The 19241-nt window shown below is 57.8% G+C and carries 16 protein-coding genes; 12 read left to right on the top strand and 4 right to left on the bottom strand.

The window, feature by feature from the left end; genetic code table 11:
* Window positions 1-3: 3 nt before the first annotated feature.
* The 4 genes from grxD to hemA form a co-directional block, all read right to left on the bottom strand.
* The gene (gene grxD / locus B9Z44_RS04885; protein WP_108358283.1) at window positions 4-321 is read right to left on the bottom strand and encodes a Grx4 family monothiol glutaredoxin; all 318 of its coding nucleotides are present in this window, start codon (window positions 319-321) and stop codon (window positions 4-6) included.
* 25 nt (window positions 322-346) lie between these two features.
* Window positions 347-1180: a peptide chain release factor N(5)-glutamine methyltransferase gene (gene prmC, locus B9Z44_RS04880; protein WP_108358486.1), complete on the bottom strand. Its 834-nt coding sequence runs from the start codon at window positions 1178-1180 to the stop codon at window positions 347-349.
* A 68-nt stretch (window positions 1181-1248) separates the two neighbouring features.
* Entirely contained in the window at window positions 1249-2355 is a 1107-nt protein-coding gene (prfA, locus tag B9Z44_RS04875) for a peptide chain release factor 1 (RefSeq protein WP_108358282.1), read from the bottom strand.
* Between the two features lie 11 nt (window positions 2356-2366).
* Window positions 2367-3626 carry a glutamyl-tRNA reductase gene (gene hemA / locus B9Z44_RS04870; protein WP_108358281.1) on the bottom strand — a complete coding sequence of 420 codons (1260 nt, stop codon included), beginning with the start codon at window positions 3624-3626 and terminating at the stop codon, window positions 2367-2369.
* A gap of 25 nt (window positions 3627-3651) precedes the next feature.
* Here hemA and B9Z44_RS04865 point away from each other — a divergent pair, with 25 nt between their 5' ends.
* From B9Z44_RS04865 to katG, 12 genes are all read left to right on the top strand, one after another.
* A complete protein-coding gene (locus tag B9Z44_RS04865; protein ID WP_108358280.1) occupies window positions 3652-3936 on the top strand; it encodes a hypothetical protein in 285 nt (94 codons plus the stop codon).
* A gap of 358 nt (window positions 3937-4294) precedes the next feature.
* On the top strand, window positions 4295-8167 hold the full coding sequence (locus B9Z44_RS04860; protein WP_108358279.1) for a DUF3683 domain-containing protein: 3873 nt from the start codon (window positions 4295-4297) through the stop codon (window positions 8165-8167).
* Window positions 8168-8179: 12 nt separating this feature from the next.
* A complete protein-coding gene (locus tag B9Z44_RS04855; protein WP_108358278.1) occupies window positions 8180-8599 on the top strand; it encodes a gamma-butyrobetaine hydroxylase family protein in 420 nt (139 codons plus the stop codon).
* Window positions 8600-8615: 16 nt separating this feature from the next.
* On the top strand, window positions 8616-9347 hold the full coding sequence (ubiE, locus tag B9Z44_RS04850) for a bifunctional demethylmenaquinone methyltransferase/2-methoxy-6-polyprenyl-1,4-benzoquinol methylase UbiE (RefSeq protein WP_108401838.1): 732 nt from the start codon (window positions 8616-8618) through the stop codon (window positions 9345-9347).
* A 27-nt stretch (window positions 9348-9374) separates the two neighbouring features.
* On the top strand, window positions 9375-10337 hold the full coding sequence (locus tag B9Z44_RS04845) for a Tim44 domain-containing protein (protein WP_108358276.1): 963 nt from the start codon (window positions 9375-9377) through the stop codon (window positions 10335-10337).
* Window positions 10338-10396: 59 nt separating this feature from the next.
* Complete coding sequence (locus tag B9Z44_RS04840; RefSeq protein WP_108358275.1) at window positions 10397-10966, top strand: hypothetical protein; 570 nt, start codon at window positions 10397-10399, stop codon at window positions 10964-10966.
* Window positions 10966-12534, top strand: coding sequence for a ubiquinone biosynthesis regulatory protein kinase UbiB (ubiB, locus tag B9Z44_RS04835; protein WP_108402808.1), 1569 nt, complete (start codon window positions 10966-10968; stop codon window positions 12532-12534). Before B9Z44_RS04840 ends, ubiB begins: the two co-directional genes overlap by 1 nt.
* 20 nt (window positions 12535-12554) lie before the next feature.
* The gene (locus B9Z44_RS04830) at window positions 12555-14000 is read left to right on the top strand and encodes a high affinity choline transporter 1 (RefSeq protein WP_108401837.1); all 1446 of its coding nucleotides are present in this window, start codon (window positions 12555-12557) and stop codon (window positions 13998-14000) included.
* A 76-nt stretch (window positions 14001-14076) separates the two neighbouring features.
* The gene (locus B9Z44_RS04825; protein WP_108358273.1) at window positions 14077-14415 is read left to right on the top strand and encodes an FmdB family zinc ribbon protein; all 339 of its coding nucleotides are present in this window, start codon (window positions 14077-14079) and stop codon (window positions 14413-14415) included.
* 38 nt (window positions 14416-14453) lie between these two features.
* Complete coding sequence (locus B9Z44_RS04820; RefSeq protein WP_108358272.1) at window positions 14454-15089, top strand: DUF502 domain-containing protein; 636 nt, start codon at window positions 14454-14456, stop codon at window positions 15087-15089.
* 2 nt (window positions 15090-15091) lie between these two features.
* Entirely contained in the window at window positions 15092-16906 is a 1815-nt protein-coding gene (gene aspS, locus B9Z44_RS04815) for an aspartate--tRNA ligase (RefSeq protein WP_108401836.1), read from the top strand.
* Between the two features lie 166 nt (window positions 16907-17072).
* On the top strand, window positions 17073-19232 hold the full coding sequence (gene katG / locus B9Z44_RS04810; RefSeq protein WP_108401835.1) for a catalase/peroxidase HPI: 2160 nt from the start codon (window positions 17073-17075) through the stop codon (window positions 19230-19232).
* The last annotated feature ends 9 nt before the right edge of the window (window positions 19233-19241 follow it).

Here is a 19241-nt window from a genome sequence, read left to right as displayed (position 1 = left end):
TGATTAACCGTTGATGACTTTTTGCAACTCACCCGACTCATACATTTCCATCATGATGTCGGAGCCACCGATGAATTCGCCCTTGATGTAGAGCTGTGGGATGGTGGGCCAGTTGCTGTATTCCTTGATGCCTTGACGAATTTCGGCGTCGTCCAGCACGTTCACGGTTTTGATGGCTTTGGGGTCGACGCCGCAAGCTTTGAGTACTTGCACCGCACGGCCCGAAAAACCACACATGGGGAAGCTTGCGCTGCCTTTCATGAACAGCAATACCTCGTTGCCCTTCACCAGTTCATCAATGCGTTGTTGTGCGTCGCTCATAGGTTCTCTCCAAATCAAAAGTTAATTATTTCACTGTCGGCCATTGTCCGCCTGTGCAGCGCAAGATGCCCGCAAGGTCAGGACGGCTTTGCACGTTGACAAAGCCTTGGTTGCCCAGCAAGGTTTGCACGGCATGGGACTGGTCGTAGCCGTGTTCCAGCAGCAGCCAGCCATTGGGTTTGAGGTGTTGTGCGGCTTGGCGCACGATGGTGCGGATGTCGTCCAGTCCGTCCACGCCAGAAGCCAGCGCAGACAAGGGCTCGTGTTTCAACGCAGCCAAATGTGCATCATCGCTGGCCACATAGGGCGGGTTGGACACGATGGCATCGAAGGTACACCCGTTCAAGGGGGCTAGCCACGAGCCGTGGTGAAAATCCACAGGCAGCGCCAAACGTTTGGCATTGGCACTGGCTACAGACAAAGCATCGGCACTGGCGTCTACTGCACACACTTGGGCATCAGGCCGCGAATGTTTGAGTGCCAAGGCAATCGCGCCACTGCCGGTGCCAAGGTCCACCACCTCGGGTGAGGGCGTGTCGGCAAGGCAGGACAAGGCCCACTCCACCAAAGTTTCGGTGTCTGCGCGTGGGTCGAGTACGCGGTGGTCCACGTGCAGTGTCAAACCAAAAAACTCTTTTTGGCCGGTGATGTAGGCCACGGGTTCGGTGTTCAGGCGGCGTTGTGTGTTGGTCGCGAAGGTGGCTTGCACAGCCGTGTCTAGCGCGTCATCGCTGTGCGCCAACAACCAAGCGCGGTCGTGCGGTGCGCGGCCCAAGGCGTGCAACAGCAGCACTTGCGCCTCTAGGCGTGGCAGACCCAAGGTTTGCGCCCAGGCTGCAGCTTGCACGACAGTCTGCATGGCTTGTGCTTCTGATGTGTTTGCTCCAGTGGTCGACACGACAGGCAAACCGCTGGGCTGCATCACGCTCATGTGTTGCCTTCCAGCGCTGCCAGTTGCTCGGCTTCGTGCGCGTGCTTCAAAGCTTGCATCGCCTCGCCCAAATCACCTTCCATGATGAAGTTGAGTTTGTACAGCGTGAGGTTGATGCGGTGGTCAGTCCAACGCCCTTGCGGGAAGTTGTAGGTGCGAATGCGGTCGCTTCGGTCGCCACTGCCAATCAGGCCCTTGCGCATGGCGGCGTCTTTGGCAGCGCGCTCGGAGCGGTCTTTTTCTTGGATGCGAGCGGTCAGCACTTTCAGCGCTTGCGCCTTGTTGCTGTGCTGGCTGCGGCCGTCTTGGCATTCGGCCACGATGCCTGTGGGCAAATGGGTGATGCGCACAGCAGAGTCGGTCTTGTTGATGTGCTGACCACCCGCACCGCTGGCGCGGTAGGTGTCGATGCGCAAATCAGACGGGTTGATTTTGATGGCTTCGGCCTCGTCCGGCTCGGGCAGCACCGCGACCGTACAAGCGCTGGTGTGGATGCGGCCTTGGGTTTCGGTGGCCGGTACGCGCTGCACGCGATGGCCGCCCGACTCAAACTTGAGCCAGCCATACACGCCGTCGCCGCTTGAGCCACCATCCATGCGAACCACGACTTCTTTGTAGCCGCCCAGCTCGCTTTGTGATTCGCTCACGATTTCGGTGCGCCACCCTTTGCGCTCGGCGTAGCGCATGTACATGCGCAGCAGATCGGCGGCAAACAAGGCCGACTCGTCGCCGCCCGTGCCAGCGCGAATTTCGATGAAGGCAGGACGTGCGTCGTCTGGGTCTTTGGGCAGCAGCATGCGTTGCAGCTCGGCTTCGAGTTGCAGCAGTTCGGCTTGGGCGCTGGTAATTTCTTCTTCAGCCATGGCGCGCATGTCGGCGTCATCGCCACCGTCTTGCAGCATCTGCTGCGCGGCTTGTAAATCCGCTTCGCGTTGTTGGTAGCGCGCGTAGCGGCCTGCCGTGGCGGTCACGTCGGTGTGTTCGCGTGACAGCGCCAAGAACTGCGTCATGTCCTTCATGATGTCTTCTCGAGACAGCAAGAAATCGAGTTCATGCAAACGTTGGGTGTGGCGCTCAAGCTGAGCGCGCAGAAAGTCTTTCATGGGGTCAGCGCCTAACGGTTGCCGCGCAAAAAGAAATGCTCAATCGCGTGGCGTGCGCGTTCGCGCGAGTCGGCATCACCTGCATGTAACTCGGCCATGGCACCGTGCAGCATTTTTTGGGTCAGGCCGCGTGACAAGGTTTCCAGTACCGCATCGACATCGTCGCCTTTGGCGAGTGACTTGCGCGCGCGGGCCAGCTCAGCGCTGCGCCAGTCTTCCGCTTGCGCGTTGAGTTGCTGAATCAGCGGCACATTGCTGCGCTGGTCCATCCAGTGCTCAAAGCTTTGCACGCCGGCATCGATGATGGCTTCGGCTTGCGCCACGGCGGCTTGGCGGTTGGCTTGGCCGGTTTGCACCACGTCAGACAAATCGTCCACGGTGTAGAGGTACACGTCTTCGAGCGACTTCACTTCGGGCTCAATGTCGCGTGGCACTGCCAAGTCGACCATGAACATGGGGCGGTGTTTGCGTTGCTTCAGCGCGCGTTCGACCGCACCCAAGCCAATCAAGGGCAGGGTGCTGGCGGTGCAGCTGATGACCACATCAAACTCATGCAGTCGCTGCGGCAAGTCGGCCAAGCGCATGACTTCGCCGCTGAATTGCGTGGCCAGCTTTTCGCCGCGTTCCAGCGTGCGGTTGGCAATGGCAATGGCCTTGGGGTTCTTGGCCGCAAAGTGCGTGGCGCACAGCTCAATCATTTCGCCCGCGCCCACAAACAGCACGCGGGTTTCGCTGAGGTCTTCAAACAATTGACTGGCCAAACGCACGGCGGCAGCGGCCATGCTGATGGAGTGCGCGCCAATCTCGGTGGAGCTGCGCACTTCTTTGGCGACAGCGAACGAGCGTTGGAAAAGTTGATTGAGCGTGGTGCCTAAAGCGCCGGCTTCGGAGGCAGCGCGCACCGCGTCTTTCATCTGGCCCAAGATTTGGGGTTCGCCCAACACCATCGAGTCCAAGCCGCTGGCCACGCGAAAGGCGTGACGGGCGGCATCGGCTTCGAGCAGGGCGTAGGTGTGGCCTTTCAGGTCATCGGCCGACACGCCACCTGACTGCGCTAACCAAGCCAAGGTTTGCTGCATTTGAGCTTCGCTGCCCGCGCAATAAATTTCGGTGCGGTTGCAGGTGGATAGGATGGCCACCTCGCTGTCGGGTGCAAAAGAATGGCGCAGGGTCGCGATGGTCGGACCCATTTGTTCGACTGCAAAAGTAAAACGGCCCCGCAAATCAAGCGGGGCTGTCGTGTGATTGAGGCCTAAAGCCCAGACTGCCATAACGCAGATTATAAAATTTACTCACATGGGCCCTTTAGAACAAATCATTCACACTTTTAACTTCATTGCGCCGGCATGGGTTGTGGCCCTGTTTTGCGTGCTCGTGGCCCGCTTCACCGCCCGTTGGTGGCTGCCTGTGGCCAGTTGGAGCCTGCTGAAACAAACCGTGGTGAGTGGTGTTTTAGGCACGGCCGTCTTGGCTGGCGGCTTGGTTTTATGGGGCGTTGACGGAAAAATGGCCACGTATTCAGCTTTGGTCATCGCTTGTGGCACTGCCCAGTGGTTGATGTGCAAAGGCTGGCGCAGCTAAGTGTTGTGGTGATAAACGCCTAACTTGGCATTCAAACATGCAGGCTTAAGAGGTAAAGCGAAGCGAGCGCTCCCCGAGACGAGCGAAGCAACGCCCCGTCAGACGGTGAGTAGGCCGTGTGCGCGGTGAGCGACATTCTGAGCGCAGCGAAGAGGAGCCAACGCGCATGCGGCTTACTCACCGTGCAGAAGTGACTTCAATCCAACGTCACCAGACCAATACCCCTAAAAGCCAATACCCGACACCCCCAAAGCCAGTAAGTGCTCTCAGCCCTCAAAACCCAAGTACCCAAGCCCCCTGCGGTAAAATTGACCCCTTAATTCGCGCCCTCAATGCGCCTTAGCGCGCACACCACAACATGAATGCTCCCACCTCGCTGAACCACTTGCTCGCCACGGCTGAAGAAAGCCCGCGACTGCGCGAAATTCCCTACAACTACACCTCGTTCTCTGACCGAGAAATCGTGCTGCGTTTGCTCGGCGCCGATGCGTGGGAGTTGTTGCTGCGTTTGCGCCAAGAGCGCCGCACGGGTCGCTCGGCTCGCATGTTGTACGAAGTGTTGGGCGACATCTGGGTGGTGCAACGCAACCCCTATTTGCAAGACGACTTGCTCGACAACCCCAAACGCCGCCACCAACTGGTGGAAGCCTTGCATCACCGCCTCGGTGAAGTTGAGCAACGTCGCACGCCCGATACCGACACCGAACGCGATGCCATGGTGGGCCAGCTGCTGCAAGCCGCCAGCCGTGCGATTGAAACGTTCAACACCCAGTTCGACGCGATTGCCGCCCTGCGCAAAAAAGCAGCGCGCATGCTCAAGAAGCACACCGCCCACGACAACATCAAGTTCGATGGCCTCTCACGTGTGAGCCACGTGACCGACGCCACCGATTGGCGTGTGGAATACCCCTTCGTTGTTCTGACGCCAGACACGGAAGAAGAAATGGCGGGCTTGGTCAAAGGCTGTATCGACCTTGGCCTGACCATCGTCCCACGTGGCGGCGGCACGGGCTACACGGGGGGCGCGATTCCGCTCACGTGGAAGAGCGCGGTCATCAACACCGAAAAGCTCGAAGCCATGACCGAAGTCGAAATGGTCGACTTGCCCGGCATCGCGCACAAAGTGCCCACCATCTACACCGAAGCCGGTGTGGTGACCCAGCGCGTGGCCGATGCGGCTGAGCGCGGTGGTTTTGTATTTGCCGTAGATCCCACGTCTGCTGAAGCCTCATGCATTGGCGGCAACATCGCCATGAATGCGGGCGGTAAAAAAGCTGTGTTGTGGGGCACCGCGCTCGACAACTTGGCCAGCTGGCGCATGGTCACCCCCGACGCAGAGTGGCTGGATGTGGTTCGCGTGGACCACAACCTCGGCAAGATTCACGATGCTGAGATGGCCAGCTTCGAGCTGAAGTACTACCAAGCCGACGGCAAAACCTTCATCCGCCAAGAGCGCCTCGACATCCCCGGCAAGTCCTTCCGCAAAGAAGGTCTGGGCAAGGACGTGACCGACAAGTTCCTCAGCGGCTTGCCCGGCGTGCAAAAAGAAGGCTGCGATGGTTTGATCACCAGCGCGCGTTGGATCTTGCACCGCATGCCTGTGCACACACGCACCGTGTGTATGGAGTTTTTCGGCAACGCCAAAGACGCGGTGCCCAGCATCGTGGAAATCAAAGACTACATGTTTGCCGAGCAAAAGCGCAGCGGCGTGTTGCTGGCCGGCTTAGAGCATTTGGATGACCGCTACCTGCGTGCTGTGGGCTACGCCACCAAGAGCAAACGCGGCGGCTTGCCCAAGATGCTGTTGATTGGCGACATCGCTGGCGATGACGCTGACGAAGTGGCACGTGTCACCTCTGAAGTTTCACGCATGGCCAACACCCGCAGCGGTGAGTGCTTTGTGGCTGTGAGCCCCGAAGCGCGTAAAAAATTCTGGCTAGACCGTAAACGCACCGCAGCCATCAGCCGCCACACCAATGCGTTCAAGGTCAACGAAGACGTGGTGATTCCTTTGCCACGCATGGCCGAGTACACCGACGGGATTGAGCGCATCAACATCGAGCTGAGCTTGCGCAACAAACTCGAACTCTGCGATGCGTTGGAAGACTTCTTTGCCAAAGGCAATTTGCCTTTGGGTAAGTCGGACGATGCGGCTGACATTCCTACGCCTGAGTTGTTGGAAGACCGTGTGCAACAAGCCCGCTCGCTGATTGGTGAAGTGCGTGGCCTGTGGCAGCAGTGGCTCAACGAGTGCGATGCGCTGTTCTCACAGTTGCAAGATCACACTTTGCGTGCCAGCTGGAAAACACAAATCCGTGCGGTGTTGCAAAACACTTTCACGGGCGCGCAACTCGCGCCCATCTTGGACGAGTGCAACGCCATTCACCAACGCGTGCTCAAAGGCCGCGTGTGGGTGGCTCTGCACATGCACGCCGGTGACGGCAACGTGCACACCAACATCCCCGTCAACAGCGACAACTACGCCATGCTGCAAACCGCCCACGAAGCGGTGGCACGCATCATGGTGCTGGCGCGTTCGCTCAATGGTGTGATTTCGGGCGAGCACGGCATTGGTATCACCAAGCTCGAGTTTTTGACCGACGACGAGCTCAAGCCTTTCGCGGACTACAAAGCCAAGGTGGACCCAGAAGGCCGTTTCAACAAAGGTAAATTGCTGCGCAACCAAGATGTGGATACATCCTTGCGCCACGCCGATTTGAGCCAAGCCTACACGCCGAGCTTTGGTTTGATGGGCCACGAGTCGCTGATCATGCAGCAGTCCGACATTGGCGAAATTGCGGCCAGCGTGAAAGACTGCTTGCGTTGCGGTAAATGCAAACCCGTGTGCTCGACCCACGTGCCACGCGCCAATTTGCTGTACAGCCCACGTAACAAAATTTTGGCCACCTCGCTGCTGGTCGAAGCCTTCTTGTACGAAGAGCAAACGCGCCGTGGTGTGTCCATCAAGCATTGGGAAGAGTTTGAAGATGTGGCCGACCACTGCACGGTCTGCCACAAGTGTTTGTCGCCTTGCCCGGTGAAGATTGACTTTGGCGATGTGTCCATGAACATGCGTAACCTGTTGCGCAAGATGGGCAAAAAGAGCTTCCGTCCCGGCAATGCAGCCGCGATGTTCATGCTCAATGCCACCAACCCTGAAACCATCAAGCTGGCACGTGGCGCCATGGTGGGCGTTGGGATGAAACTGCAACGCTTTGCGCACGATGTGCTCAAGGTCGTGGCACGCAAACAAACCAAGGCGCCGCCTGCGTCGGTGGGTGCCGCGCCCATCAAAGAGCAGGTGATTCACTTCATCAACAAAAAGATGCCCGGCAACTTGCCCAAGAAAACCGCGCGTGCTCTGCTGGACATCGAAGACAAAGACTACGTGCCGATCATCCGTGACCCGAAGACCACCACGTCTGAAACAGAAGCGGTGTTCTATTTCCCCGGTTGCGGCTCTGAGCGCTTGTTCAGCCAAGTGGGACTCGCTACGCAAGCCATGTTGTGGCATGCGGGCGTGCAAACCGTGTTGCCCCCCGGCTACCTGTGCTGCGGCTATCCGCAAAAGGGTTCGGGTCAGTTTGACAAGGCTGACAAGATCATCACGGACAACCGCGTGTTGTTCCACCGCGTGGCCAACACGCTCAACTACCTCGACATCAAAACCGTGGTGGTGAGCTGCGGCACCTGCTTTGACCAGTTGCAGGGTTACCAGTTCGACAAAATCTTCCCCGGCTGCCGCATCGTCGACATCCACGAGTTCTTGCTCGAAAAGGACATCAAGCTCAGTGCTGAACAGCAAGCCGGCTATTTGTTCCACGACCCATGCCACAGCCCCATGAAGCAACAAGACCCGATGAAAACGGTCAAAGCTTTGGTGGGCGACCAAGTGGTCAAAAGCGACCGCTGCTGTGGCGAGTCTGGCACTTTGGGTGTGACGCGTCCTGACATTGCCACGCAAGTGCGCTTCCGCAAAGAAGCCGAGTTGCAAAAAGACGAAGCCGCTTTGCGCGCCATGACGGGTGAAGCCAAAGGCGACATGAAGATCCTCACCAGCTGCCCCAGCTGCTTGCAAGGCCTCACGCGTTACGGCGACGACTTGCAAAACGGCTTGCTCGAAGCCGACTACATCGTGGTCGAGATGGCACGCAAGATCTTGGGCGAGCAGTGGATGCCCGAATACGTGGCCAACGCCAATGCCGGTGGCATTGAGCGCGTGCTCGTTTAACTAGGAAGACTCATGGCTGGCTTGCAAAAAAACACCCCCGCGCCACAAGACATCACGGTGCATGGCGCCTCGCGTGTGTTGGAAGTCAGCTTTGCCGACGGCGCGAGTTTTCGCATTCCGTTTGAGCTGATGCGCGTCTACAGCCCGTCTGCCGAAGTGCAGGGCCACGGCCCCGGCCAAGAGGTGTTGCAAACTGGTAAGCGTTTGGTGGACCTCGAAGGCCTAGAGCCCGTGGGCAACTACGCCATCAAACCCACCTTCAGCGACGGCCACGACAGCGGCTTGTTCACTTGGGAATACTTGTATTTCTTAGGCTCTGAACAAGACCAGCTGTGGGCTGACTACGAGCGTCGCTTGCAGGCAGCCGGCACTGAGCGCGATGCCCCCATGCCCGAAAAAGCAGGCGCAGGCTGTAGCAGTCACGCACATTGATAAAATTAACAAAATTATGAGCAGTACCCATTTCGGCTTCAAAACCGTCGACGAGAAAGAAAAAGCCAAGCACGTGCGTGGCGTGTTTGACTCGGTCGCGTCCAAATACGACGTGATGAACGACCTCATGTCCGCTGGCCTGCACCGCGTATGGAAACGCTACACGGTCATGGTGGCTGACTTGCGCGAGGGCTCGCAAGTGCTCGACATCGCAGGCGGCACAGGTGACTTGTCGATGGCCTTTGCCAAGAAGGTTGGCAAAACGGGTCGCGTGGTCCACACCGACATCAACGAAGCCATGTTGCGCACCGGGCGTGACCGTTTGTTGGACCATGGTTTTGTGTTGCCCACTTTGGTGTGTGACGCTGAGAAACTGCCGTTCCCCGACAACCACTTCGATGTGGTCAGCGTGGCCTTTGGCCTGCGCAACATGACACACAAAGACGTGGCCCTCAAAGAGATGTGCCGCGTGCTCAAGCCCAACGGCAAGCTGCTGGTGTTGGAGTTTTCCAAAGTGGCCAAGCCGCTGGAAAAGGCCTACGACTGGTACTCCTTCAACATCTTGCCAAAGCTGGGCCAGATGATTGCGGGCGATGCATCCAGCTACCAATACTTGGCGGAGTCCATTCGCATGCACCCTGGCCAAGAGGCGCTGAAAGTCCTCATGAAACAAAATGGCTTTGGCCATGTGGACTTTCACAATATGAGCGCCGGTGTCGTTGCGCTTCATGTTGGAATCAAGTGCTGATACATTGAGACAACAGGAGACGACGAAATGAAAAAACTTTTCACAGCTATTTTTGTGGTGGCGATGGCATTTGCCACCATGCACGCCGAGGCCGCCAAGCGCTTAGGCGGCGGCAAATCTACTGGCCAGCAGTCCAGCAACGTGACGCAGCGTGAAGCTGCCAAGCCTGCGCCTGCAGCGACCCCCAGCGCAGCACCTGCGGCCCCTGCCGCAGCCCCCGCTGCTGCGCCTAGCCGTTTTGGTGGCATGGGCGGCATGCTCGGCGGTTTGGCGGCTGGTTTGGGCCTCGCTTGGTTGGCTCACTCGATGGGTTTTGGTGCTGAGTTTGGCCAGTTCTTGATGTTTGGCGTGTTGGCCTTGGTTGTGATGATGGTGATTGGTGCCATCATGCGCCGCCGCCAGCAACCAGCAGCAGCCAACAACAGTCCGTACGCCTTTGAAGGTGCTGGCGCTCCCGCCAACCCCGCCACCTTGCCTCAGTACAACCCCAAAAATGTGGGCAACGACTCGTCAGCCCGTCCTGTGGACACCCACACCGACTTCGCCCCTGTGGGCGGTGGCTCGATGATCGGTTCTGCTTTGGGTGGCAACCAAACCTGGGGCATCCCCGCCGACTTTGACACCGCTGGTTTTGTCAGTGCTGCCAAGCAAAACTTCATGACCTTGCAGCAAGCGTGGGACCGCTCCGACATCGCCGCCTTGCGCGTGATGATGACCGACAGCATGCTGGACGAAATCAAGGCCCAATTGGCTGAGCGTGAAGCCACAGCCAATGGCCAAGTCAACCACACCGATGTGGTCATGCTCGATGCGCACCTGTTGGGCATTGAAGACGTGGGCAACAACTACATGGCCAGCGTGGAGTTCTCGGGCCTGATCCGTGAAGAGCCATCTTCTGGTCCCACACCGTTCCGCGAAGTGTGGAACATGACCAAGCCCAAAGACGGCAGCTTGGGCTGGTTGGTGGCAGGCGTGCAAGCTCTGCAATAAGCCTGTCAAACATCAGGATGCCCTCAGAAAGGCATCCAAACAAGGAATAATCGGGGACTATGGCAACACAGTCCCCTTTTTCTTGGTTGGCCGATGCAGCAGACACGCTGCGCGCACAACTTCCCGCAGATTTTCCACAGTCGTTCACGCCGCCTGCATGGGCCGTGGCTGAAGTGCAGCAGCGCGTGGTGCTCTTGTTGAACCATGTGCTCATGCAAGAGCCTGCGGCGCGCGACCGCTTGCAACGCCAGCGTGGCCGCCAAGTGCAAGTGTGCTGGCGCGACCAAGTGTTTCAATGTGCGTTCACGCCTGCGGGTTTGGTTGAATTCATCACGCCCGATGCGGGCGGCAAAGCTGCCGACCTTGTGTTGCGTGTGAACGAACCTTCCCCGTTTGAATTGGCTAAAACTGTGTTGCAAGGCGAGAAGCCTGCCATTCGCATCGAAGGCGATGTGCAGTTGGCCGCCGAAGTCAATTGGCTGATCGACCACGTGCGTTGGGATCCCGAAGAAGACGTGGCTCGCCTCATAGGTGATGCACCTGCGCACACTTTGGTGCAAACCGCCAAGCGCATCGTCGATGCGCTGCGCAGCTTTGTGCAACAACAAACCGCGAAGGCCGCGCCATGATGACCCGTTTGCTGCGCGGTATTTACATCGTCCTCATCGTTTTGCGTTATGGCTTGGACGAGCTGGTGCTCACCAGTTTCCAAAAGCCAGGCCTGCGTTTGCTGGCGCGCATTGTGTCGGTGGGGCGCGATTTGTCGGCCCCGCGCGGCCAGCGTTTGCGTGAGGCCTTGGAGCACCTCGGTCCTATCTTTGTGAAGTTTGGCCAAGTGTTGTCGACGCGCCGCGATTTGCTGCCGCCCGACATTGCCGACGAGCTGGCCTTTTTGCAAGACCGCGTGCCACCGTTTTCGTCAAACGTTGCTGTGGACACCATCGAGCGCGCGTTTGGTCGCCCGCTGAACGAAATCTTTGTCGAATTCACGCACAAACCCGTGGCCAGCGCGTCCATCGCGCAGGTGCACTTCGCAGTCATCAAAGATCGCGACGGTCAAACGCGCGAAGTGGCCGTTAAAGTGCTGCGCCCCGGTATGTTGACGGTGATCGACAAAGACCTGAGCCTCATGCGCATGATGGCCGGTTGGGTCGACCGCCTCAGCGCCGACGGCAAACGCTTGAAGCCCCGTGAAGTGGTGGCTGAGTTTGATAAATACTTGCACGACGAGCTCGACTTCATGCGCGAAGCCTCCAATGCCGCGCAACTGCGCCGCAACATGGAAGGCCTCAACCTGGTGTTGATTCCCGAAATGATTTGGGATTTCTGCCGCGACGACGTGATCGTGATGGAGCGCATGAAGGGTTTACCCATCAGTCAGGTGGACCGTTTGCGAGCAGCGGGGGTGGACATTCCCAAGCTGGCGCGCGATGGCGTGACCATCTTCTTCACCCAGGTGTTTCGAGATGGTTTTTTCCATGCCGACATGCATCCCGGGAACATCCAAGTCAGCTTGGAGCCCGCCACGTTTGGTCGCTACATCTCGCTGGACTTCGGTATCGTGGGCACGCTCACGGAGACCGACAAAGAGTATTTGGCGCAAAACTTCACGGCCTTCTTTCGCCGCGACTACAAGCGTGTGGCCGAGTTACACATCGAGTCGGGCTGGGTGCCCACTGACACGCGTGTGGATGAGTTGGAGTCTGCCATTCGCGCGGTGTGCGAGCCGTACTTTGACCGCCCGTTGAAAGAAATTTCTTTAGGTTTGGTGTTGATGCGTTTGTTCCAAACCTCGCGTCGCTTCAACGTTGAGATTCAGCCGCAACTCGTGTTGCTGCAAAAAACCTTGCTCAACATCGAAGGCTTGGGCCGCCAGCTCGACCCCAATTTGGATTTGTGGAGCACCGCCAAACCGTTCTTGGAAACGTGGATGCTCGACCAAGTCGGGCCTAAAAAGCTGTGGAAACAATTGATCGCCGAAGCGCCGCGTTACGCCAAGCTTTTGCCTGAATTGCCGCGTCTGGTGCATGACTTTTTGAAGCATCGCCAAAATAACGACAACGCCCAGTTGCAGCTACTTATTCAAGAGCAGCGCCGCACCAACCGCTTGCTGCAAGGCATGGCTTGGGTGGGCGGTGGCTTCGTACTCGGCATGCTTGCCATGCAAGTATTTGTGCGCTTGCACCATTTTTATTAAATATTTTTCGGAGTTGACCCGTGCTGCTCACACTCGTCATCGTCTATTTACTGGTCACCATCGCCATTGGTTTGATGGCGGCCAAGCGCGTTCAAAACTCGGCTGACTTCGCCATTGCAGGCCGTCACCTGCCCATGGCCATGATCGTCACCACCACGTTTGCGACGTGGTTTGGTTCTGAGACGGTGCTGGGCATTCCCGCCAAGTTTGTGAATGGCGGTTTGCACGGCGTGGTGGAAGACCCATTTGGTGCGGGCTTTTGTTTGATTTTTGTGGGCCTGTTCTTCGCAGGCAAGCTCTACCGCATGACGCTGCTCACGATCAGCGACTACTTCCGTGAGCGCTATGGCCGCACGGTGGAAGTGGTGTGCTCGCTCATCATCATGGTCAGCTACCTCGGTTGGGTGTCGGCGCAAGTGACGGCTTTGGGCTTGGTGTTCAACCTCTTGTCAGACGGTGTGGTCAGCCTAGAGCTGGGTATGGTGATTGGTGTGGTGTCGATTTTGGCTTACACCTTGTTTGGCGGCATGTGGTCGGTGGCCATCACCGACTTCATTCAAATGATCATCTTGGTGGTGGGCCTCTCGATCTTGGCTGTGTTTGCCGCAGGGCAGGCCGGTGGTGCGGACAAGGTGATTGCGCTGGCGATCAGCCAAGACATGTTCAAGTTTTGGCCCGAACCCAACACCAAAGACGTGCTGTTCTTTTTTGCCTCGGCCATCACCATCATGCTGGGCTCGATTCCGCAGCAAGACGTGTTTCAGCGGGTCATGTCGGCCAACAGCATCAAGGCCGCCACGCATGGCCCCGTGATTGGCGGCATTTGCTACATCTTGTTTGCGTTTGTGCCCATGTTCTTGGTGGTCAGCGCCATGATCATCATGCCGGAGCAAGCGGCTGCCTTGATGGCCGATGACCCACAAAAAGTGCTGCCCACTTTGGTGATGACGCAGATGCCGTTTGTCATGCAGGTTTTGTTCTTCGGGGCTTTGCTGTCGGCTATCAAATCGTGTGCTTCTGCGACGTTGCTGGCGCCTAGCGTGACGTTCACCGAAAACATTTGGCGTCAATTTCACCCCCATCAAAGCGACCAACAAGAACTCAAAGCCATGCGCGTGACGGTGTTGGTGTTCAGCATGTTGGTGCTGGGCTATGCCATTCGCATGCAGGGCACGTCGATTTACGAAATGGTGTCGGGTGCTTATCAGGTGCCGCTGGTGGGTGCGTTTGTGCCGCTCACCTTTGGCCTGTACTGGAAACGTGCCACCACGCAAGGCGCCATCTTTGCCTTGGTGTTGGGCTTGCTCACTTGGGGCTTGTTCTTGGCCACGCCAGCAGGTGACGAGTTTCCTGCCCAATTGGCAGGTGTGTTGGCCAGTTTGACGGGCATGTTGGTGGGCTCTTTGGGGCCACAAGCCATCCGCAATGCCCACGGCAGCCATCACAAACTGGTGGGCGCGGCCTAAACCTAGGGTGCGCCATCGCCCCTTGAAATAGGGGCTGGGCGCCTATAATTCAGGGTTTTACCGAACCCGTCTCGCCATGCCCATTTATGCCTACAAATGCGGGTCCTGCGGCCATGCCAAGGACGTCCTGCAAAAAATTTCAGATGCCCCACTGACAGATTGTCCTGAGTGCGGCAAACCTACGTTTTTCAAACAACTCACCGCTGCGGGCTTTCAGCTCAAAGGTTCGGGTTGGTATGCCACTGACTTCAAAGGCGGTTCTGGCGGCACTTCGGCGCCAGCAGCCGTGCCTGCCGATGCGTCAGCGCCTAGCAGCGATAGCGCTGCGGCACCTGCGGCTTCCAGCACCAGCGAGTCTTCGGCCAGTACCCCAGCGGCTGCCGGTGGTTGTGGCGCGTCATGCGCTTGCCACTGATTTGCGTTTAAAAACTTCCCTCCCAACCCGAGCACTTCATGCCCATTAAAAAATACCTGCTCGCAGGCCTGTTGGTCTGGACACCTTTGGCCATCACGGTCTGGGTGTTGACTTGGCTCGTGGGTGTGATGGACGGCATCTTCATCGACACCCTCTCCAAGTTCCGTCCTTTGGTGTCGCAAGACACGGTCACCTCCATGCGCAACATGACCGGCTTGGGCGTCATTTTGGTGTTGCTGGTGCTGCTGGTGACGGGCGCCTTGGCCTCTAACGTGTTGGGCAAATGGCTGGTACGTCAGTGGGACAAGTTGTTCACCAACATCCCCATCGTCAAGTCGATTTACGCCAGCGTGAAGAAGGTGTCAGACACCTTGTTCTCCAGCAACGGCAATGCGTTTCGTCAAGCCTTGTTGGTGCAATACCCCCATGCAGGCATGTGGACCATCGCGTTCCAAACGGGCACGCCCGTGGGCGAAGTGGCCAGCAAATTGACGGGCGAACACCTGAGCGTGTACGTCCCCACCACCCCCAACCCCACCAGCGGATTTTTCTTGCTGGTGCCACGCAGCGATGTCATTGAGCTCGATTTGAGCGTCGACGAAGCGCTGACGTATGTCATCTCCATGGGCGCTGTGTCTCCTAGCGCCCCAGCAATTAACGAAAAGAGAAAATAAAAATGGCAATGCGCTCCCACTATTGCGGTCTGGTGACCGAAGCCCTCAATGGCCAAACCGTGAGCCTGTGCGGCTGGGTCAACCGTCGCCGTGACCACGGTGGCGTGATCTTCATTGACTTGCGTGACCGCGAAGGTTATGTGCAAGTGGTGTGCGACCCTGACCGTCCTGAGATGTTCAACGTGGCCGAGAACGTGCGCAATGAGTTTTGTATCCAAGTCAAAGGCTTGGTGCGCGCTCGTCCGGATGGCACGACCAACGAAGGTTTGAAGAGCGGCAAGATTGAAGTGTTGTGCCATGAGCTGATCGTGCTGAACGAGTCGGTCACGCCGCCGTTCCAAATTGATGACGACAACTTGTCTGAGACCACGCGTCTCACACACCGCGTGCTCGACCTGCGTCGCCCGTACATGCAAAACAACCTGATGCTTCGCTACAAAGTGTCAATGGAAGTGCGCAAGTACTTGGACGAAAACGGCTTTGTGGACATCGAAACACCGATGCTCACCAAGAGCACGCCCGAAGGCGCGCGCGATTACCTCGTGCCCAGCCGCGTGCATGACGGTCACTTCTTTGCCTTGCCTCAGTCACCTCAGTTGTTCAAGCAGTTGTTGATGGTGGCGGGCTACGACCGTTACTACCAAATCACCAAGTGCTTCCGTGACGAAGACTTGCGTGCGGACCGTCAACCTGAATTCACCCAGATTGATATTGAAACCTCGTTCTTGAGCGAGGAAGAAATCCGCGACATGTTCCAAGGCATGATCAAACGCGTGTTCACCAACACCATCGGCGTGGACCTCGGCGAGTTCCCCGTCATGACGTACCAAGACGCCATGCACATCTACGGCTCTGACAAGCCCGACCTGCGCGTGAAATTGCAGTTCACCGAAGTGACCGACGTCATGGGCGATGTGGACTTCAAGGTGTTCTCAGGTGCTGCCAACATGAAAGGCGGCCGCGTGGTGGCCTTGCGCGTGCCCAATGGCTCGGTCGAAGGCGGCGGCATCAGCCGTGGCGAGATCGATGCGTACACCGAGTTCGTCAAGATCTACGGTGCCAAGGGCTTGGCCTACATCCGCGTGAACGATCTGTCCAAAGGCCGTGACGGTTTGCAGTCGCCCATCGTCAAGAACATCCACGACGCGGCACTCAATGCCGTGTTGGAGCGTTCAGGCGCACAAAACGGCGACCTGATCTTCTTCGGTGCCGACAAGGCCAAGGTGGTGAACGACGCCATCGGCGCTCTGCGCATCAAGATCGGTCACAGCGAATTCGGCAAGAAAAACGGCCTGTTCGAAGACCGTTGGGCCCCGATGTGGGTGGTCGACTTCCCCATGTTCGAGTTCGACGACGAGAACCAGCGTTACACCGCCGTGCACCACCCTTTCACCGCGCCCAAAGACGGCCACGAAGACTGGATGGTCACCGCGCCCGAGAAGTGCATCTCCAAGGGCTACGACATGGTGTTGAACGGTTGGGAAATGGGTGGCGGCTCGGTGCGTATCCACCGCGCCGACGTGCAGCAAAAAGTCTTTGACGCTTTGAAGATCACACCCGAAGAAGCCCAGCTCAAGTTCGGCTTCTTGCTCGACGCCCTGCAATACGGCGCGCCACCGCACGGCGGCCTGGCCTTCGGTTTGGACCGCATTGTGACCTTGATGACCGGTGCCGAGTCGATCCGCGACGTGATCGCATTCCCCAAGACACAGCGCGCGCAGTGTTTGCTTACGCAAGCGCCTAGCCCTGTGGACGAAAAGCAATTGCGCGAATTGCATATTCGCTTGCGCAATTTGGACGCTGCAAAACCAGCCTAAGTTTTTATAACAACGCTTATCAAAACGCCACCTTCGGGTGGCGTTTGTCTGTGCGCTGTCAAACGTTTCTATGGGCTATTGCCGTGATTAGAAAATATCAACCCAAGGTGTAACGCTTCTCCCTACACTGGATCTCCATTCAACAGCACCACGAAGGAGTAGTGACATGGATAGCCCAAAAACCTCATCAACAACAGGGCAGTGTCCTGTGATGCACGGCGCCAACACCACGCACGCCAACGCCCCAATGGTCTGGTGGCCCAATGCGCTCAATCTGGACATCCTGCACCAGCAGGACCGCAAGACCAACCCCATGGGGGCTGATTTCAACTACCGCGAAGAAGTCAAAAAGCTCGATGTGTCTGCGCTCAAAAAAGACCTGACCGCACTCATGACCGACAGCCAAAACTGGTGGCCGGCTGACTGGGGACATTACGGTGGCTTGATGATCCGTATGGCCTGGCACGCTGCAGGCACTTACCGCATTGCCGATGGCCGTGGTGGTGCGGGCACTGGAAACCAACGCTTTGCACCGCTCAACTCCTGGCCCGACAACGCCAACCTCGACAAGGCTCGTCGCCTGCTGTGGCCTATCAAAAAGAAATACGGCAACCGCATCAGCTGGGCCGATCTGATTTTGCTGGCGGGCAACGTGGCTTATGAATCAATGGGTCTCAAAACTTACGGCTTTGCCTTTGGCCGCGAAGACATCTGGCACCCTGAGCAAGACATTTACTGGGGTTCTGAGAAAGAATGGTTGGGCTCGAACCGTTATGACGGAGACAAGCGCGACACGTTGGAGAACCCTTTAGCGGCCGTGCAAATGGGCCTGATCTATGTGAACCCCGAAGGGGTCAACGGTCAACCTGACCCGCTTAAGACAGCGCAAGACGTGCGCTTGACCTTTGCCCGCATGGCCATGAACGATGAAGAAACTGTGGCGCTCACAGCGGGTGGTCACACGGTGGGCAAAGCCCATGGCAACGGCAAAGCACAAAACCTGGGGCCTGCGCCCGAGGGGGCAGACGTGGCTGAACAGGGCTTGGGTTGGATGAACCACACCACGCGCAGCGTGGGTCGTGACACTGTCACCAGTGGCATTGAAGGGGCCTGGACGACGCATCCCACGCAGTGGGACAACGGCTATTTCCACTTGTTGCTCAACTATGAATGGAAACTTACCAAGAGCCCGGCCGGTGCGAACCAGTGGCAACCGATCAACATCAAGGAAGAAGACAAGCCTGTGGATGTGGAAGACCCGTCGATTCGCCTGCAACCCATGATGACCGACGCCGACATGGCCATGAAGATGGACCCAGCCTACCGCGTCATTTCAGAGCGCTTTTACAAAGACCCTGAATATTTCTCTAAAGTCTTTGCCCGCGCTTGGTTCAAGTTGACCCACCGCGACCTAGGCCCCAAGGCCCGTTATATCGGCCCAGAAGTGCCGCAAGAAGACCTGATCTGGCAAGACCCGGTGCCAGCGGGCAAAGCCGACTACGACGTGGCTTTGGTCAAAACCAAAATTGCGGCCAGCGGTTTGAGCGTGAGCGACATGGTTTCTACAGCTTGGGACAGCGCCCGTACGTTTCGCAACTCCGACAAGCGCGGCGGTGCCAACGGCGCACGCATCCGCCTGGCTCCGCAAAAAGACTGGGAAGGCAATGAGCCCGCACGCTTGGCCAAAGTGCTGGCCGTGCTCGAAGGCATCGCCAAAGACAGTGGTGCCAGCGTGGCCGATGTGATCGTGTTGGCCGGCAATGTGGGGGTGGCACAGGCTGTGAAGGCTGCAGGCTTTGACATCCCCGTGCCCTTCATGCCGGGTCGTGGTGACGCGACGCCAGACATGACCGATGCCGAATCGTTTGCGGTGCTTGAACCCTTGCATGACGGTTTTCGCAACTGGGTCAAGCAGCACTACGCGGTGAGCCCCGAAGAGATGTTGCTAGACCGCGCCCAACTCATGGGGCTGACTGCCCACGAGATGACGGCGTTGATGGGCGGCATGCGCGTGCTGGGCACCAACCACGGGGGCTCCAAACACGGGGTGTTCACAGACCGTGTGGGGGTTTTGAGCAACGACTTCTTTGTGGCGCTGACCGACATGGCTTACCAGTGGAAGCCCACAGGTCGAAACTCGTATGACATCTGTGATCGACAAACAGGCCAAGCCAAGTGGACGGCCACGCGGGTCGATTTGGTGTTTGGTTCCAACTCGGTTTTGCGCGCTTATGCCGAGCTTTATGCGCAAGACGACAACCGCGAGAAGCTGGCGCGTGATTTTGTCGCCGCCTGGACCAAGGTCATGAACGCGGATCGTTTTTAAGCGGCTAGG

It is taken from the genome of Limnohabitans curvus (assembly GCF_003063475.1).
GTDB lineage: Bacteria > Pseudomonadota > Gammaproteobacteria > Burkholderiales > Burkholderiaceae_C > Limnohabitans > Limnohabitans curvus.
This window is presented reverse-complemented; position numbering and strand designations above follow the sequence as displayed.

What these genes read in the sequence shown, in the direction of transcription:
- grxD (WP_108358283.1), bottom strand. Translation starts at nt 321, where the DNA reads ATGAGCGACGCACAACAACGCATTGATGAACTGGTGAAGGGCAACGAG.
- prmC (WP_108358486.1), bottom strand. Translation starts at nt 1,180, where the DNA reads ATGCAGACTGTCGTGCAAGCTGCAGCCTGGGCGCAAACCTTGGGTCTG.
- prfA (WP_108358282.1), bottom strand. Translation starts at nt 2,355, where the DNA reads ATGAAAGACTTTCTGCGCGCTCAGCTTGAGCGCCACACCCAACGTTTG.
- hemA (WP_108358281.1), bottom strand. Translation starts at nt 3,626, where the DNA reads ATGGCAGTCTGGGCTTTAGGCCTCAATCACACGACAGCCCCGCTTGAT.
- B9Z44_RS04865 (WP_108358280.1), top strand. Translation starts at nt 3,652, where the DNA reads ATGGGCCCTTTAGAACAAATCATTCACACTTTTAACTTCATTGCGCCG.
- B9Z44_RS04860 (WP_108358279.1), top strand. Translation starts at nt 4,295, where the DNA reads ATGAATGCTCCCACCTCGCTGAACCACTTGCTCGCCACGGCTGAAGAA.
- B9Z44_RS04855 (WP_108358278.1), top strand. Translation starts at nt 8,180, where the DNA reads ATGGCTGGCTTGCAAAAAAACACCCCCGCGCCACAAGACATCACGGTG.
- ubiE (WP_108401838.1), top strand. Translation starts at nt 8,616, where the DNA reads ATGAGCAGTACCCATTTCGGCTTCAAAACCGTCGACGAGAAAGAAAAA.
- B9Z44_RS04845 (WP_108358276.1), top strand. Translation starts at nt 9,375, where the DNA reads ATGAAAAAACTTTTCACAGCTATTTTTGTGGTGGCGATGGCATTTGCC.
- B9Z44_RS04840 (WP_108358275.1), top strand. Translation starts at nt 10,397, where the DNA reads ATGGCAACACAGTCCCCTTTTTCTTGGTTGGCCGATGCAGCAGACACG.
- ubiB (WP_108402808.1), top strand. Translation starts at nt 10,966, where the DNA reads ATGACCCGTTTGCTGCGCGGTATTTACATCGTCCTCATCGTTTTGCGT.
- B9Z44_RS04825 (WP_108358273.1), top strand. Translation starts at nt 14,077, where the DNA reads ATGCCCATTTATGCCTACAAATGCGGGTCCTGCGGCCATGCCAAGGAC.
- B9Z44_RS04820 (WP_108358272.1), top strand. Translation starts at nt 14,454, where the DNA reads ATGCCCATTAAAAAATACCTGCTCGCAGGCCTGTTGGTCTGGACACCT.
- aspS (WP_108401836.1), top strand. Translation starts at nt 15,092, where the DNA reads ATGGCAATGCGCTCCCACTATTGCGGTCTGGTGACCGAAGCCCTCAAT.
- katG (WP_108401835.1), top strand. Translation starts at nt 17,073, where the DNA reads ATGGATAGCCCAAAAACCTCATCAACAACAGGGCAGTGTCCTGTGATG.